Here is a 16,498-nt window from a genome sequence, read left to right as displayed (position 1 = left end):
ATCAACCAACCTTGAGAGAGATGGAGGCCTTATGGATAAAGTAGTCATCAAATGCGGCGGAAGCACGCTGGACCAGCTGCCGGACACTTTTTACAGCGATATCGTCTCCCTTCAGAACAGCGGGTTAGCCCCCGTCATTGTACATGGCGGCGGACCGGCAATTTCAGCGGTGCTACATCAGATGGGAATCGAAGCAAAATTTATTGACGGGTTACGGGTCACAGACGAACAAACCCTGCAAGTCGCCCAGATGGTTCTTATCGGGCAGACAAACAAACAGCTAGTCAGGCGCATCCAGCAGGCTGGCGGCCGATCCGCAGGCATCAGCGGCATTGACAGCTCAACCCTGCTGGTTGCACAGGGGCCGGAGCACCTGGGATTCGTTGGCATCGTGGAAAAAGTAGATCCATATCTCATCGAAGCCTTATGCGCTGCCGGGTGCATTCCGGTGATTGCCCCAATCGGTGTAGACCAGGGGGGCCAATTTTATAATGTGAACGCGGATACGGCGGCAGGCGCTGTCGCCGGTGCGCTGGGTGCAGCCAGGCTTCTGATGGTGACCGATGTGCCAGGTGTGCTGCGCGAGAGAAACGGCGTTCGCGAGCTGATTGCCGAATTAAACGAGAGCGAAATTAAGCAACTCATTCAGGATGGCGTAATATACGGCGGGATGATCCCTAAAGTAACAGCCGCGCTCGACGCGCTGGGCCAGCAGGTAGAGGAAGTTGTTATTGTGAGCGGATATGAACCAGGCATCCTTATCGAAGCAGCAAACGGAGCAAAAGAGGGGACAAAAATTATAAAACAAGGAAAGGCGGTATTAGGATGAGTAGTTTATTTCCAAACTATGGTCGCTGGCCAATTCGCATTGTACGGGGAGAGGGAAATCTTCTCTATGATGATACGGGCAAAGAGTATCTGGATCTGGTATCGGGAATTGCGGTTACTTCCCTTGGCAATGTTCCGCCTAAAGTAAAAGCAAAGGTTGCCGAGCAGCTGGATACGCTGTGGCACTGCTCGAACCTTTTTGAAATACCGGTACAGGAACAGCTGGCCGAGAAACTGGTGTCTCTCACTTGTGGGGATAGGGCGTTCTTCTGCAACAGCGGAGCCGAAGCCAATGAGGCAGCCATTAAACTGGCGCGCAAATACACGCAAAAGGTGCTGGGTGAACCTCGCTATGAAATTATTACGTTTACCCAATCGTTTCACGGCAGGACGCTTGCGACCCTAACCGCGACCGGGCAGGATAAAGTAAAAGTTGGTTTTGGCCCGCTGCCGGAAGGTTTTGTCACGGTTCCTTATAATGATGCTGACGCACTTCAGGCGGCGGTAAACGAAAAGACATGTGCCATTATGCTGGAGATGATTCAGGGTGAAGGCGGGGTTAACCCTGCAGACGCGGGCTTCGTGGAACGGATTAAACAATTGTGTTCGGAGCACAATTTGCTGCTGATTGTAGATGAGGTGCAGACGGGAATTGGGCGGACTGGCAAATGGTTCGCCTATCAGCACTACAATATCGAACCGGATATTATCACCATGGCGAAGGGGCTGGGCAGCGGTTTTCCGATGGGAGCGATCGTCGGCAAGGAAAAACTGGCGGAAGCTTTTGGACCGGGCAGCCATGGAACGACATTTGGCGGCAATCCACTGGCTTCAAGCGCAGGGCTTGCCACACTGCAAACGATGGATGAGGACGGCTATTTGCAACGCGTTAAGGAAATGGGGGCTTATCTACAGGTGAAGCTCGAAGAACTGGCACGCGATAATCAAGAGATTAAAGCCGTACGGGGCCTTGGCCTCATGATAGGTGTCGAGATGAAGGAAGATACAGCAGGGCTGGTAGCACAGATGCGCGACAGGGGCATACTACTGCTCCAGGCTGGCCCGAATGTGCTCCGCATTCTGCCTCCATTCACAATTGAGAAGGAACAGATCGATTGGGCTGTGGCCGTTCTCGGTGAAGTGCTTGCCGGGGCAAAGGAAGCAGCAGCCAGTAAATGATAAAACAGCAGCAAGAAATACATGCAGGGTCCGCGCAGGCACACGGCGGGCTCGGACAAAAGGAGTTGGAGACATGAAGGGCTATCTGGTGTTAAGTACGGGAGACATTTTCGAAGGGGAATGGTTTGGATGTACGGAAGCCTGCACAGGAGAAGTCGTATTTAATACAGGTATGACAGGCTACCAGGAGGTACTGTCTGACCCCTCCTATGCCGGGCAGATCGTGACATTCACTTATCCCCTTATTGGGAATTACGGAATAAATGACATGGATTTTGAGAGTGTAAAACCCGCCTGCAGAGGCTTAATCGTAGGGGATCTGTGCCAGGAACCAAGCCATTACCAATCCGGACGCACGCTGGCGGAAACGGCGCAGGAATTTGGATTAGGCGGACTGACTGGCGTGGACACACGCGCGATCACCAATATTGTCCGGACGCACGGTGAGGTGTATGGACTGCTCACATCGGATCCGGCAGCCATTTGTCCACCGCAGCCGCTGCTGGGTGCCGTTGCCCAGGTTGCTGTAAAAGAACCAAAGAGCTATGGCACGGAAGCGGACGGTCCGCATATTGCCCTCTTTGATTTTGGATATAAGAAGTCGATTCTCACCTGTCTACTGGATCTTGGCTGCCGGGTAACGGTTGTCCCTTATCATGTATCTCCGGATGAAATCAACAGACTGAAGCCGGACGGAATCTTTTTGTCCAATGGGCCCGGAGATCCGAAAGAAATGACGCCTTACCTGAGCGGCCTCAAAACAATTGCAGAGAAATACCCAACGATGGGCATCTGCCTGGGCCATCAGCTGATCTCGCTGATGTATGGCTGCGATACGGAGCGCCTGCCGTATGGGCACAGGGGCAGCAACCACCCGGTTAAAAATCTGGAGACGGGTAAAGTTTATCTAACCTCACAAAATCATGGATATGTTGTAAAGACAGAGAAACTGGCCAGTACGCCGCTAATCCAAACGTTCCGCAATGTAAACGATGGTTCGTGTGAAGGGATCCGCCATAAATACCTGCCGATTTCATCCGTACAGTTTCATCCGGAGGCACATGCGGGCCCGCAGGATACACACCATCTGTTTGAGCAGTTCGTACAGCAGTGCCAGGTAATAGGAGAGAGAAGCTATGCCTAAAAAAACAGAGATAAAGAAAGTTCTGGTGCTGGGCTCCGGCCCCATCGTGATTGGTCAGGCGGCCGAGTTCGATTACGCGGGCGCGCAGGCCTGTCTCGCCCTGCGGGAAGAAGGGGTGGAGGTTATTCTCGTTAATAATAACCCTGCAACCATTATGACCGATGACGAAGTGGCGGACCGGATTTATATGGAGCCCCTGACAGTGGAGTCCGTAGAAAAAATTATCGCCAGGGAACGCCCGGATGGCGTGCTGCCGACACTAGGCGGGCAGACTGGCCTGAACCTTGCCGTGGCACTGTCAGATGCTGGCGTCCTGGAGAAATACAATGTAGAGCTTCTTGGTACCCCGCTTGATACGATCATGAAAGGCGAAGACCGGGAGCAGTTTAAGCAGGTGATGCAGGAGATAGGTGAACCTGTAGCGGAGAGCGAAACCGTACAGACGGTTGAAGATGCGTTGGTCTTCGCTTCCCGCATCGGCTATCCGGTTATTGTCCGGCCGGCGTACACGCTTGGCGGTGCAGGCGGCGGCATTGCGGATACAGAAGAAGAACTGTTAGCGGTGGCTGCACGGGGACTGCAGGCGAGCCCGATTCAGCAAATATTAGTGGAGCGAAGCGTAAAGGGCTGGAAAGAAATTGAATATGAAGTGATGCGAGATGCGAATGATACCTGTATAATCGTCTGCAACATGGAAAATTTCGATGCGGTAGGAATCCATACCGGTGATTCGATTGTATTTGCCCCGTCCCAGACGCTGACGGATAGGCAGTACCAGATGCTCCGTTCGGTTTCATGTAAAGTGATTCGCGCACTTGGCGTAGTAGGGGGCTGCAACATCCAGTTTGCCCTTGATCCGAACAGTGAACAGTATTATTTGATCGAAGTCAACCCGCGCGTGAGCCGTTCCTCCGCGCTGGCTTCCAAGGCGACAGGGTATCCAATTGCCCGGACGGCGGCTAAGCTGGCCTTGGGTTACCACCTCGATGAAGTGATCAACCCGATTACAGGTTACACATACGCTAGTTTTGAACCGGCCATCGACTATGTCGTAGCCAAAATTCCACGCTGGCCTTTTGATAAATTCCCGCATGCAGACCGTGCGCTTGGGACGCAGATGAAGGCAACCGGTGAAGTGATGTCGATCGACCGGACACTGGAAGGAGCCCTGCTTAAGGGGATTCGCTCCCTTGAAATCGGCGTGCAGCACGTTGAACTTTCCTATGTAAAAGAGGCTGACGAGGCCGAGCTAGAGGAAGCTCTGACAGCTGCTACGGATGAGCGTATTTTCTATATTGCTGAAGCGCTCCGCCGCGGCATGAGCGTGGATGACCTGTACGTAAAAACACAGGTGGATCGCTATTTCCTCCGTGCGCTTGAGCGAATTGTCGCTATTGAAAACAAATTGAAGGATGTTCGCTGGGCTGGAGTAGACCGGGAGCTTTTAAAAGAAGCGAAATTGCGCGGCTTTGCGGATAGCACGATTGCCAGCCTGTGCGGGGTAAGCTTCGAGGAAGTACGGGCCCGGCTGAAGGAATGGGGGATGGCGCCGGCTTTCAAGCTGGTGGATACATGTGCGGCCGAATTTGTCGCACAGACGCCATACTATTTCTCAACTTGGCAGGGTGCGGACGAGGTGCCTGTTGAGACAGCGGATAAAAAAGTTCTCGTTCTTGGCTCCGGCCCAATCCGTATCGGGCAGGGAATTGAGTTTGACTATTGCTCCGTGCACGCGGCGAAAGCGTTGCGCAAACACGATGTAAAAGCGGTTGTCATCAATAACAATCCGGAGACCGTATCGACGGATTATAACACGGCGGATCAGCTTTATTTCGAGCCACTCTCGCTCGAAGACGTGCTAAATGTGATAGAAAAGGAAAAAGTAGACGGTGTGATGGTTCAGTTCGGCGGCCAGACAGCCATTAACCTGGCAGATAAGCTTCTCAGAGCCGGCGTACATGTATACGGTACATCCGTCGATGCGATTGATAGGGTAGAGGACCGGGAGCGTTTCTATGAAATGCTGCGAAAGCTGGAAATCCCGCATATCCCGGGTGAGGGCGTGAACAGCCAGCAGGGAGCCCACCTTGTCGCTGAAGAAATTGGCTATCCGGTGTTGATTCGTCCGTCCTACGTAATTGGCGGGCGCGGCATGGCAGTGCTTAACAATCCGGAAGAGCTGGATCAGTATTTCGCAGACTGGAACCGGTATACATCATCCGGTGCACTGTTCCCGCTTCTCATCGATAAATATGTTTCCGGAATGGAAGTGGAAGTCGATGCGGTCTGTGACGGCGAGGATGTGCTTATCCCAGGTATTTTTGAACATATCGAGCGGGCCGGCGTGCATTCCGGCGACAGCATGGCGATTTTTCCAACGCCAAATTTATCGCAACAACAGTGCGGCGAAATCGCCCGCTATACGAAGCTCATTGCAGCTGAGATGCAAGCGTGCGGCTTAATTAATATTCAGCTTGTTATCGATACAGAGGGTACGATTTATGTGCTGGAGGTGAACCCGCGCGCATCCCGTACGATACCGATTGTAAGCAAAGTGACCGGCATTCCGATGGTGCCGCTGGCGACGCGTGTGCAACTGGGCGAAAAGCTGGCAGACATCGGCTGCGGAACGGGGCTTATGCCGCGCATTCCGTTCTTTGCTGTAAAAGGGCCAGTCTTCTCCACGATTAAATTAAACGGGGTCGACCCCGCACTAGGGCCGGAAATGAAATCGACCGGTGAAGTTATCGGGCTGTCTTACTCAGTCGAGGAAGCTGTGGCCAAGGCGATCGGCTGGAAGGAAGGAATTTGTGATTGGCTCGAACCGGAGGACGCTATCCTTATTTCACTGTCTGATCCGGATAAACAGGCTTTCATCCCATATCTTCCTAAGCTGAAAGAATTAAATCTGTCGATTCTTGCGACGCCGGGAACCGCCGCTTTTCTCGCACAGCATGATGTTCCAGTAAAAGAAATTGTGGAAACACCTGAACAGGTGAAAGAACTATGCACGCAGATGCCTGTTAAAGCGTTTGTAAATACACCAACACTCGGAAATAAGCGGGGCCGCCTTGGGTTCGCGCTGAGACAGCTGGCGCTTTCGCTTAATATTACGTGTTTTACCTTCCTTGATACGTTTGCTTCATACCTGGCTGTTCATGGCCATAAATTAGGTGAAGCACAGGACTTGGGCCGGTATCTGCTGGAGGAGAAAAGAAAGGAGCCTGTACAATGATCGCAACACAACAATTAAAGGGGAGAGACTTTCTTTGTCTCTCTGATTATACAAAGGAAGAAATCTACTATTTGCTTGACCTGGCCGCTAAATTAAAGCATGAGCAGAAGAATGGAATTTCCCATCCTCTGCTTGCGGGCAAAACGCTCGGGATGATTTTTGAGAAGTCCTCAACCCGCACGCGGGTATCATTCGAGGTAGGAATGTTCCAGCTTGGCGGATCAGCGTTATTCCTGAGCGGCAGGGATCTGCAGATTGGGCGTGGGGAACCGATTCCGGACACAGCGCGTGTTCTGTCGCGCTACCTGGATGGCATTATGATTCGGACGTTTTCCCATGAATTGGTGCAGCAGCTGGCCGAATATGCGGATATTCCGATAATTAACGGCCTCACCGATCTACAGCACCCCTGCCAGGTAATGGCTGACTTCCAGACGATAATCGAGCACAAAGGGAAGCTGGAAGGACTAAAATTAGCTTATATCGGGGACGGAAACAATATGGCCCATTCGCTCATGATTGGAGCTGCAAAAGTCGGCATGAATGTGGCGGTAGCGGCACCGGAAGGCTATCTTCCTGATAAGGGTGTGACCGATCAGACGCGTTCGTTTGCTGCGCAGAGCGGCAGCCAGGTACTTGTTACAACAGACCCGCTGGAAGCGGCAGCCAATGCGGATATTATTTATACAGACGTATGGGCAAGCATGGGCCAGGAGGCGGAACAGCAGGAGCGCATTCAAAAGTTTGCGGGATTCCAGGTTAATGCGGAGCTGGCCCGGGTGGCGAAACCGGATTACCTGTTCTTCCACTGCCTGCCCGCCCACCGCGGGGAGGAAGTGTCCGCTGATGTGATCGACGGTCCAAACTCCGTCGTGTTTGATGAGGCCGAGAACCGTCTGCATGCACAGAAGGCGATTTTAGTAGCGACTATGGCATAATCGATTAAAAATGCGAAAGAGCCCCGGATCAACCTTGGGCTCTTTCGCATTTTTTTGCAGCGTACGTTACCGCGGACGTGGTATTTTTTTCGTTTCCGCTTTCTTAACTTCTGTTTTTATTTCCCGCAATTCAACTTCAAAACGGTCCATGCGGTGGTTTAGCAATCTCAATTCATTCAGAATGTCATGCAGAAGCTCCTGGTTGTTCTTTTCTTCTGCTTCGCGGGGATCCACTTTTGGGGGAACCGTTTCCATGCTGTACCGGACATAATCATTAACCCGAACTGCGAATGATAGGCTGTACCGCTGGCCGGATACCTCATACAATGTATCTTGCAGCAGTTCTTTTAGGCGGGTTTCTACCCACTGGCGTGTGAATTCATTTTCTACGCCTATAATAATTTTATCCCGATCAATGGATTGAATGGAAAGCTCTTTAATCCAGGCATCAAAACTGGGGCGGGATAATTTGGTGCGAAGGCGATTTACTACCTCTCTCCAAACCTGTTCAAACGTCTTCATCGTCTCGTCCCTTCTTTATTCACAGATGTAGGGCTGTATACTATAGTTTTCGGATCGTTTTATTGATTTTGGGATAGGTGATCCCTCAAAAAAATTTTTGTGCTATTAGACCGGGCTCTCGACATATTCCTGACATGATACACGATTATTATAACAATATCCTTACATAAGGACCTACGTTACAGGAGGTAGTGGTTATGAAAAAGAAATTGACAGTACTGGCGGTTGCCGCTTCTCTTTCAATGATGTCTGTTTCGGCGTTCGCGGCAACATCGCCATCATCGGCCCAACAGGCATCTGCAGCCGTGCAGAATGTCCATAAGGCATTGAATCCGCAGATGCAGGCTGTTCAGAACCTTCAAGACTCCTTAAAGGGACTCCGCCAGCAAGAAAAGCAGATAAATGCCCAGCTAAAAGAACTGTGGAGTAAAAACAAAGCAGCCGTTAAGGCCGTACGCGGACAAATTGACTCGGCTAAACAGGCGGAAATGAAGTCCCTTGCACCACAAATAAAGGCGGTAAAAGAACAGATCCAGCCGATCGCAGCGGATATCAAAGCCGAAAAAGCAGCACTGAAAACAGCTAAAGCGAATAAAGATACAGCTGGAGTTCAAGCTGCTAAAGATAAACTAACAGCTGATATGGCACAATTAAAATCAATTCAGGCATCACACCAAGCGGATTTTGATAAGCTAAAAGAGCTTCGCGGTACAGTAGCCTCACAGAAGGCCGGCGTAAAATCTACGCTACAGCCGCTGCAAGATTTATATGCCCAGTCTAAAAACGCACGCAGCCAGCTTAAAACGCTAAATCAGAGCATGAAAGCACAGCTTCAATCTCTGCGCACAGCAAAGAAGAACAAAGACGTAAATGGTGCCACACAAGCCCTAAACGAGCTTATCACGTTGGAGCAGCAGACGATTGCACAGAAGCAGGTTCTCCTTAATTTTGCTCAAAAGGCCAACACTGCCCTTCAGGCGACAACGCCGACCGCCTGACTTCAACTGCTCACCAAATTCAAAGCTTAAACGTTGTTTCCTGCCCCCGGCTATCTTAGCCGGGGATTTATTTATGAACAGGGATTGATATCACTTTAACCGTAACAGTGTTCACCTCTTACATGGGGACCGCAGTCCTGTGCAAAGGCTTGGCGTTGGCCGAATTTTCTACTATGATTAGTTAAAACATAGATGCGAATAAAAAGTCAAAGGAGCCTAAACGATGCAGCGTATTCTGATTGTGGAAGACGAATTTCCAATTGCGCGCCTCGTAATGGCCTATTTGAAAAAGGCTGATTATGAGGTGTGTCATGCTTCAACAGGTGAAGAAGCGGTTGCTTCTTTTTCTTCCTATAAACCCGATCTCGTACTGCTCGACCTGATGCTGCCTGACATGGATGGGTGGGAAGTGCTTCGGGCGATCCGCCAGAACAGCAGTTGTCCGGTGATTGTCATTACAGCCAGGGGCGAAGTGCAGGACAGGTTATACGGATTCAAACAGGGGGCGGACGATTACATGCCGAAACCGTTCGACCCGGATGAGATGGTTGCACGGGTACAGGCTGTATTACGGCGGCCTGCCCATCTTATAGAAGCGGAACAGGTCCAGTTTGGCAGGCTTGTGCTTGATTTTACGGCAAGACAGGTAACGTGTGGGGGGAATTATATCCAGTTAACGCCGCGCGACTGGGATCTGCTTGCTTTTCTGGCGCGCAATCCAAACCAGTGCTTCAGCAGGGATCAGCTGCTGGACCACGTGTGGGGAATGGACTATGACGGGGGCGATCGGGCAGTAGATGTGGCGGTGAAACGCCTCCGCAAGTCTCTGCAGGAATGGCCTTCATCCGAGGGTGAAATCGTTACAATCCGGGGAATGGGGTATATGCTGCGTGTTACGTAAAAAGAAAACCGAATCGTACCCGCTGCTTCGTGTTTGGACAGGCCGCTATCTGCTCATGCTTATCTCCGGGCTTTTTGTGATTGCTTTGCTGCTGGGCATTTGGGTTAGGTCCAATGTTTATGAACAAAGCTACCAGCTGCTTACGGTGCGGGCCGAACAAATCTCCGAGACGTACCAGAGGCTTGCAGAAGAGGATAAGTCCATCCCCATTAATCTGTATCACTCACTACAAGCGATACGGTCACGTCAGTTTATCTGCCAGGTTGTCAACGCTTCTGGAAACGTGGACATTGCGATTGGCATCCAGCCAGTTCCGCCTGATCTGCTGAAGGTTCCGCCAACCTACCAGGAAGTACTGGCAGGACAGGTTACAAGGGAAGTGACGCAGATTAACGGGCAGAACTGGCAGCGGGTCGGTGTTCCCATATTTGAAAATCAGCAGATCACGAAAGTTTTGTACCTGAGCGCTCCCGCTAAAGGGACGCTGCAGGAGATGCAGCGCCAGTTCACATTACTCGGTATTTTTACAGCTGGAATCGGGCTTGTAGGCTGGCTGGTAATCTACTTCTTATCCCGCCGGTTAACCCAACCGCTGCGGGAGCTTGCAGAGGCAGCCAGGGAAGTTGCAGAAGGGCAATACCATCCCGTGCTCCCTGATGAAAATATGAAGGAAGAGGAGCTGCGTCAGCTTGTGATTTCATTCGCCTATATGGCTTCGCGCTTAGAACAGCTTGAGAGGCTTCGCATTGATCTGCTGGCGGGCGTTTCCCACGAACTTCGCACGCCGATCACTTCAATCCGGGGAATGATACAGGCGGTGCAGGGGCGCGTGGTAACAGGGGAAGAAGCGGCTGAATTTCTCGAAATTTCGCTGGGGGAAGCGGTTCGGCTGCAGGGTATGGTAGAAGATTTACTTTCCTTTTCTTCGCTTGAGGCGGGGGCTGTGCAGGTAGAACGACAGCCTGTGGAACTAACCAGAATTATCAAAGGCATTATTTCGCAGATAAAATCGCTGGATGAATTTTTGGGCCTTGCCCTTAACATGCATTTGCGCTTGGAAGAGGGGGAGATCTGGGTACTGGGCGATGCTGATAAACTGCGGCAGATTCTTATGAACCTGCTTACAAACAGCCGGGAAGCAGGAGCGAACAACATTACGATCACCCTCACCCCCCGGGAAGAACAGAACAAGATCTTTATAGATGTGCAGGATGATGGCAAAGGCATTCCGGAAAACCAGCAATCCTATATTTTTGAACGGTATTACCGTGGAAAGAAAGAACGGGCAAAAACCCACGGCCTCGGCCTTGGCCTTCCTTTGAGCCGCCTGCTCGCCCGCGCGTTAGGAGGAGACCTGCAACTGCTTCATACATCAGAATCAGGCACGGTGTTTCGGCTGGAACTTTCTCTTTAATATGCGGTCTCATAGACGATTATTCATCTGAATTGCGCGACTATTGGTAAATGACAAAAACGGTATTGCATTTTTATAAATAAAGATGCATAATATTGCATAACGATACAAACGCATTTGCGAGGGGAAGGGTGTAAACAATGGCGAAAGATAAAATCGTCCTAGCATATTCTGGTGGATTGGATACTTCTGTTGCTATTAAATGGCTGCAGGAGAAATATAATTACGATGTAATCGCGGTAGCGCTTGATGTAGGGGAAGGAAAAGACCTTGACTTTGTGCGTGACAAAGCGCTGCAGGTTGGCGCTATTAAATCCTATGTAGTCGATGCAAAAGAGCTTTTTGCAAACGAGTTTGTTCTGCCTGCATTGAAAGCCAATGCGATGTATGAAGGGAAATATCCGGTTGTATCGGCGCTGTCCCGCCCGCTGATCTCAAAAGTTCTGGTCGATATTGCGGCTGAAGAAAGCGCGGTGGCTATCGCACACGGCTGTACGGGAAAAGGAAATGATCAGGTGCGCTTTGATGTGTCGATTGGCGCATTGAACCCGGATTTAAAAATTGTGGCGCCTGTACGTGAATGGGGCATGAGCCGGGATGAAGAAATCGAGTATGCCATTGAACACAATATTCCGATTCCGATAGACCTGGATAATCCGTTCAGTATTGACCAGAACTTGTGGGGACGGGCCTGCGAATGCGGAGAGCTCGAAAACCCATGGAACGAGCCTCCAAAAGGTGCCTATGATTTAACCGCTCATCTCGAAGATACGCCGGATACACCGGAAGAGATTGAAATTGAATTTGTCCAGGGAAAACCGGTTGCTGTAAACGGAAAACAGCTTCCGCTTAGCGAACTGATTCTTGAGCTGAATAAAGTAGCAGGTAAACACGGTGTGGGCCGCATTGACCATGTGGAAAACCGCCTGGTAGGCATCAAATCCCGTGAAGTTTATGAAGCGCCGGGTGCTATGACACTCATTCTGGCACACCGTGAATTGGAATTCCTGACACAGCCGCGCGAAGTGGCTCAGTTTAAGCCTGTTATCGAACTTAAAGTAGCGCAGGCCATCTATGAAGGACTCTGGTTCTCTCCTATTATGGATGCACTGAAAGCTTTTGTCGAAGAAACCCAGCGTTTTGTTACTGGAACCATTCGCGTGAAACTATTCAAAGGACACGCTATCGTGGTAGGCAGAAAATCAGAATCATCCCTGTATGATGAGAAGCTGGCCACATACGGTAAGGAAGATACATTTGATCACAATGCGGCGCTTGGTTTTATTAAGCTATATGGCATGCCGACACAGGTCTATGTACAGGTAAACAAAGATAAACTCGATAACACGCCAAAAGCGGTTGTAATCGATAAGAAGGAAGCTATAAAACAATGAAGCTGTGGGGCGGAAGATTTACTAAGGCAACAGACAAACTTGTAGAAGAATATACAGCATCGATTCAGTTCGACCAGCAGCTGTGGAAAGAAGATATTACAGGTAGTCTCGCCCATGTAGCTATGCTTGGAAAATGCGGCATTATACCGGAAGATGAGGCGGCGGTTATCGCGGAAGGGCTCAAGCAAGTGGCCGCTAAAATCGAAGCCGGTGCAGCTGAATTTACTGTAGCCAATGAAGATGTGCATATGAATGTGGAGAAAATGCTGCTAGACCTGGTTGGTCCTGTTGGCGGCAAGCTCCACACCGGCCGCAGCCGCAACGATCAGGTTGCGACCGACATGCATCTTTATCTGCGTTCCCGGGTTGTGCAACTCGTCGAGTTAACGGTTAACGTGCAGGAAGCCCTTCTTGCGCAGGCCGAGGACAATACGGACACGCTGCTTCCTGGCTACACGCATCTGCAGCGGGCGCAGCCTGTGCTATTTGCCCATCACTTGATGGCGTATTATTCGATGCTCCAGCGCGATGCGGAACGCTTGATGGACAGCTTTAAGCGGATCAATGTGCTTCCGCTTGGAGCCGGGGCTCTCGCCGGGACTACTTTTTCTATTGATCGCGAATATGTCGCACAACTGCTCCGGTTTGATGGTGTGTATACAAACAGCATGGATGCGGTTAGCGACCGGGATTTTATTGTCGAGTTTTTGTCAGCATCCTCATTGATGATGGCTCACCTCTCGCGGCTTTGCGAAGAGTTCGTGCTGTGGATGAGCAACGAGTTTAATTTTGTTGAATTAGACGATGCATTCTGCACCGGCTCAAGTATTATGCCTCAAAAGAAAAACCCTGACGTTGCAGAGCTTGTCCGCGGCAAAACAGGCAGGGTGTACGGCAACCTGATGGGAATGCTTACGGTACTGAAGGGCCTGCCGCTCGCCTACAACAAAGACATGCAGGAAGATAAGGAGGGCATGTTCGACACGGTTGCTACGCTTCATGGAGCGCTGTCACTGTTTGCCCCAATGATTCGGACGATGAAGGTGCGCAAGGAAAATATGCGCCAGGCTGTCGCTGAAGACTTCTCTAACGCAACAGATCTTGCTGACTACCTCGTTAACAAAGGCATGCCGTTCCGCCAGGCGCATGAGGTAGTTGGCAGAAGCGTACTGTACTGCATTGAAAACCAGAAATACCTTCTCGATTTAACACTGGAAGAGTTCAAAGAATTCTCCGGGCTATTTGAGGATGATATATATGCGGCTCTTGATCCGGTCCAGGTCGTAAATGCTAGAAATGTACTGGGTGGAACCGCGAAAGTTCAGGTTGAGAAACAAATAGCCGCTGCAACCAGCCAACTTGTTCAAACAAAGGACTGGGTGGAACAGCATGGCAGCAAAATTAAAATAGATTTACTTTGAAAAAGGCTGCCCTGTTAAAAATGTGATAAAATTGAGAGAAAAGAGAGCTGAGAAGCTCTCTTTTGAGTTTCACGGTTTGTTTAAAATGAAAAAAGGAGCTACTGAAATTATGGAATTCTATATGAAAGAAAATGGGTTTGCAACAAAATTCCCATTTGGTGAACTAAACATTTCTGGGGACGACAATTTCGGATTTCGCCCTTATCAATTATTAGTTTCTTCCGTCGCTGTATGCAGTGGAGGTGTACTAAGAAAAGTGTTAGAAAAGATGCGGATGTCTTATGAGGATATTAAAGTAGCTGTAAATGTAGAAAGAAATGAGGCGGAAGCCAATCGTGTTGAAAAAATTCATCTGCATTTTGTAATCAAAGGGGAAAACCTCCAAGAGGCAAAAGTCGGAAAAGCTCTCGAAGTAACCCGAAAAAATTGCGCGATGGTGCAGTCTGTTAAAGATAGTATTCAAATTACGGAATCTTTTGAGTTAATCGGATAAACTAAATGTTAAGTTGACATATAGGAATTATCAGTTTAGAATAAAGAATAATTTTATAGCGGATTCATTCTTATCAAGAGAGATTGAGGGTTCTGGCCCAATGACATCTCAGCAACCTGTGTACACAAGGTGCTACTTCCAGCAGAGATTTTTCTGGCAGATAAGAAGATGGAAAATAATTTATTATAAATCCTCTTCTATCTCGGAAGGGGATTTTTGTTATTCATCGATGGGAAAGAAGCAAAGATAGAAAATTAGGTATTTAAAACCGAGTAAATAAATATAAAAAGTCCATTTTGAGAGGAGTGTTCCGTGTGACATCGATAGGTTATTGGTTTGTTGGGTTTGCACTTGCTTATACGATTTTGCTCATATCAATCGGCAGAATTGCGAGAAAAAGGGCAGGCAGTGGAAAGGGGTATTTCGTAGGAGGGCGAAATTTCAGTTCGTTTTTTGTTACCGTATGCATTACTGGATTGTTTTCTGGTTCTTCTTATATTTCAATTATTGAATTGTCTTACTTAAAAGGGGTATCCGCTATATGGTATGGTGTAGCGGAAACGCTGCAAGTGCTATTGATTGCCACATTATTGCTTGCTTCGTTTAGGAAAAAACTTGTGGTTACGATTTCAGGGTTAATTGGCGATCATTTCGGGAGAAAATCCCGGGCGCTTGCCGGAGTGATTACAGCTTTTTCCTTCCCGATGTGGTCGGTGGCTACCGCACTGGCATTTGCTTCGGCTCTTCACGTATTTACCGGTGTTTCCCTGCTCAGCGCCGTGGCTATTACAGCAATTCTCTTATTCGCGTATTTACAGTTTGGAGGTATGTGGGCAATTGGGTATACACAGTTTTTAAACACGATTGTTTTTTATATCATGCTGATCGTTGGATTTACTGCTGTGTTTATTTATCCCGGAGTGGAAGGTTTGAAGCAGTTTGCCTTAGCTAAGCCCCAGATGTTTTCTTTCTCAAGTGTGGGGATTCAAACGATTGTTGCCTGGTTTGGCACATTCATTGTCAATGTGATTTTAGCACAAGCGGCCTTTCAAATGGCCTTGTCCTGCCGGACACCGGAAGAAGGGAAAAAAGGCCTGTTATGGGCAGCTGTTTTAGGTATCCCTCTTATTATAGGGGCTGTTGTATTTGGCCTGGCGGCTGCTAGTGTTATTCCTGGGGAAACCCTTGGGCTAGTTGCTATTCCTCATTATCTAATGCGGGTACTTCCCGCCCCGTTTGTTGCGCTGTTTTTCCTTGGATTCTGGGCTTGCGCATTAAGTTGGGGTGCTCCATGCCAATTTTCTGGGGCAACAAGTCTTGGGAAAGATGTAGGAGAGGCGGCCTTTCCCGGACGAAGCGAAGACACTTATATCCGTTATACCAAATGGTCGTTAGCTCTGCTTACCGTATTTATGGTGATTTTTGCCTCTTTACGCGCTGAACAGTCGGCATGGTGGAATGTTCTTGCATGGGTTGCGCGAAATTCAGCTACCTTTGCTCCTGTCGTAGCGGCCCTTTTTTGGCCGCTGGCTACCTCACGTGCTGTGCTTTCATCGATGGTGGTTGGAACATGCGCAGGTCTGCTTTGGTATCATCTTGGCGGATGGCAGGTTAATCAATTTTTCTTACAAGTCCATCCGGTTTGGCCAGGAATGATAGCCAACATTATGACGCTAATGATTGTTACGTTGGCTGAGAATGCAAGCTGTATTACATGGAGGGCAAATGTAGCCTACGCTCGTGTGGGGGTTTTATATATTGGGGTTAGTCTATTAACAACTCTGATTTCTATTTTTAATTTCGCCTGGCTGTATCAAAAAGGTCTGTTTGGCCTTTGCCTATTTATTATCGTTGTAGGTCTGTTTGCTGCCACTATGATATTTGCCAAGCAAAAACATCAAGCGCGGCGTACTGAGGGCAAGGAAAAGGCTGAGGCTGTTTCATAACTTCGGTTAAAAAACTAGGTAAATAAAAGTCGCCATGAGATGGCGGCTTTTATTTTTTCATGTGCACCTGGCATGGGCATTATCC

13 protein-coding genes and 1 riboswitch are annotated in these 16,498 nt (G+C 49.3%); of the genes, 12 read left to right on the top strand and 1 reads right to left on the bottom strand.

Annotation, left to right across the window (positions count from 1 at the left end):
• Positions 1 to 31: 31 nt before the first annotated feature.
• From argB to argF, 5 genes are all read left to right on the top strand, one after another.
• Entirely contained in the window at positions 32 to 829 is a 798-nt protein-coding gene (argB, locus tag PP175_RS23220) for an acetylglutamate kinase (RefSeq protein WP_272440561.1), read from the top strand.
• The gene (locus PP175_RS23215) at positions 826 to 2,007 is read left to right on the top strand and encodes an acetylornithine transaminase (RefSeq protein WP_272440560.1); all 1,182 of its coding nucleotides are present in this window, start codon (positions 826 to 828) and stop codon (positions 2,005 to 2,007) included. Before argB ends, PP175_RS23215 begins: the two co-directional genes overlap by 4 nt.
• Before the next feature lie 73 nt (positions 2,008 to 2,080).
• Positions 2,081 to 3,151, top strand: a complete 1,071-nt coding sequence (locus tag PP175_RS23210; protein ID WP_272440559.1) for a carbamoyl phosphate synthase small subunit — start codon at positions 2,081 to 2,083, stop codon at positions 3,149 to 3,151.
• Positions 3,144 to 6,386, top strand: coding sequence for a carbamoyl-phosphate synthase (glutamine-hydrolyzing) large subunit (gene carB / locus PP175_RS23205; RefSeq protein ID WP_272440558.1), 3,243 nt, complete (start codon positions 3,144 to 3,146; stop codon positions 6,384 to 6,386). Before PP175_RS23210 ends, carB begins: the two co-directional genes overlap by 8 nt.
• Positions 6,383 to 7,324, top strand: a complete 942-nt coding sequence (argF, locus tag PP175_RS23200) for an ornithine carbamoyltransferase (RefSeq protein ID WP_272440557.1) — start codon at positions 6,383 to 6,385, stop codon at positions 7,322 to 7,324. The genes carB and argF overlap by 4 nt, the downstream gene beginning before the upstream one ends.
• Before the next feature lie 66 nt (positions 7,325 to 7,390).
• Here the strand turns inward: argF and PP175_RS23195 are convergent, their stop codons facing one another.
• Entirely contained in the window at positions 7,391 to 7,846 is a 456-nt protein-coding gene (locus PP175_RS23195; protein ID WP_272440556.1) for a DnaA N-terminal domain-containing protein, read from the bottom strand.
• A gap of 197 nt (positions 7,847 to 8,043) precedes the next feature.
• Between PP175_RS23195 and PP175_RS23190 the strand changes: the two genes are divergently transcribed.
• The 7 genes from PP175_RS23190 (at position 8,044) to PP175_RS23160 (ending at position 16,413) form a co-directional block, all read left to right on the top strand.
• Positions 8,044 to 8,844, top strand: coding sequence for a hypothetical protein (locus tag PP175_RS23190; protein ID WP_272440555.1), 801 nt, complete (start codon positions 8,044 to 8,046; stop codon positions 8,842 to 8,844).
• A gap of 223 nt (positions 8,845 to 9,067) precedes the next feature.
• Positions 9,068 to 9,745, top strand: coding sequence for a response regulator transcription factor (locus PP175_RS23185; RefSeq protein ID WP_272440554.1), 678 nt, complete (start codon positions 9,068 to 9,070; stop codon positions 9,743 to 9,745).
• Positions 9,735 to 11,159 (top strand): sensor histidine kinase, encoded by a 1,425-nt coding sequence (locus PP175_RS23180; protein ID WP_272440553.1) that lies wholly within the window; start codon positions 9,735 to 9,737, stop codon positions 11,157 to 11,159. Before PP175_RS23185 ends, PP175_RS23180 begins: the two co-directional genes overlap by 11 nt.
• Before the next feature lie 140 nt (positions 11,160 to 11,299).
• Positions 11,300 to 12,553 carry an argininosuccinate synthase gene (locus tag PP175_RS23175; RefSeq protein WP_272440552.1) on the top strand — a complete coding sequence of 418 codons (1,254 nt, stop codon included), beginning with the start codon at positions 11,300 to 11,302 and terminating at the stop codon, positions 12,551 to 12,553.
• Positions 12,550 to 13,974, top strand: coding sequence for an argininosuccinate lyase (gene argH / locus PP175_RS23170; protein WP_272440551.1), 1,425 nt, complete (start codon positions 12,550 to 12,552; stop codon positions 13,972 to 13,974). The genes PP175_RS23175 and argH overlap by 4 nt, the downstream gene beginning before the upstream one ends.
• A gap of 109 nt (positions 13,975 to 14,083) precedes the next feature.
• Positions 14,084 to 14,467, top strand: coding sequence for an OsmC family protein (locus tag PP175_RS23165; RefSeq protein WP_272443358.1), 384 nt, complete (start codon positions 14,084 to 14,086; stop codon positions 14,465 to 14,467).
• Between the two features lie 67 nt (positions 14,468 to 14,534).
• Positions 14,535 to 14,634: riboswitch (SAM riboswitch) on the top strand.
• A gap of 147 nt (positions 14,635 to 14,781) precedes the next feature.
• Positions 14,782 to 16,413: a sodium:solute symporter family protein gene (locus tag PP175_RS23160; protein ID WP_272440550.1), complete on the top strand. Its 1,632-nt coding sequence runs from the start codon at positions 14,782 to 14,784 to the stop codon at positions 16,411 to 16,413.
• Positions 16,414 to 16,498: the final 85 nt, after the last annotated feature.

Origin of the sequence: Aneurinibacillus sp. Ricciae_BoGa-3, from assembly GCF_028421645.1 — a bacterium.
In the GTDB taxonomy this organism is placed as follows: domain Bacteria; phylum Bacillota; class Bacilli; order Aneurinibacillales; family Aneurinibacillaceae; genus Aneurinibacillus_B.
The sequence above is the reverse complement of the archived record's forward strand: the minus strand, read 5'-3'. Positions and strand labels throughout refer to the sequence as shown.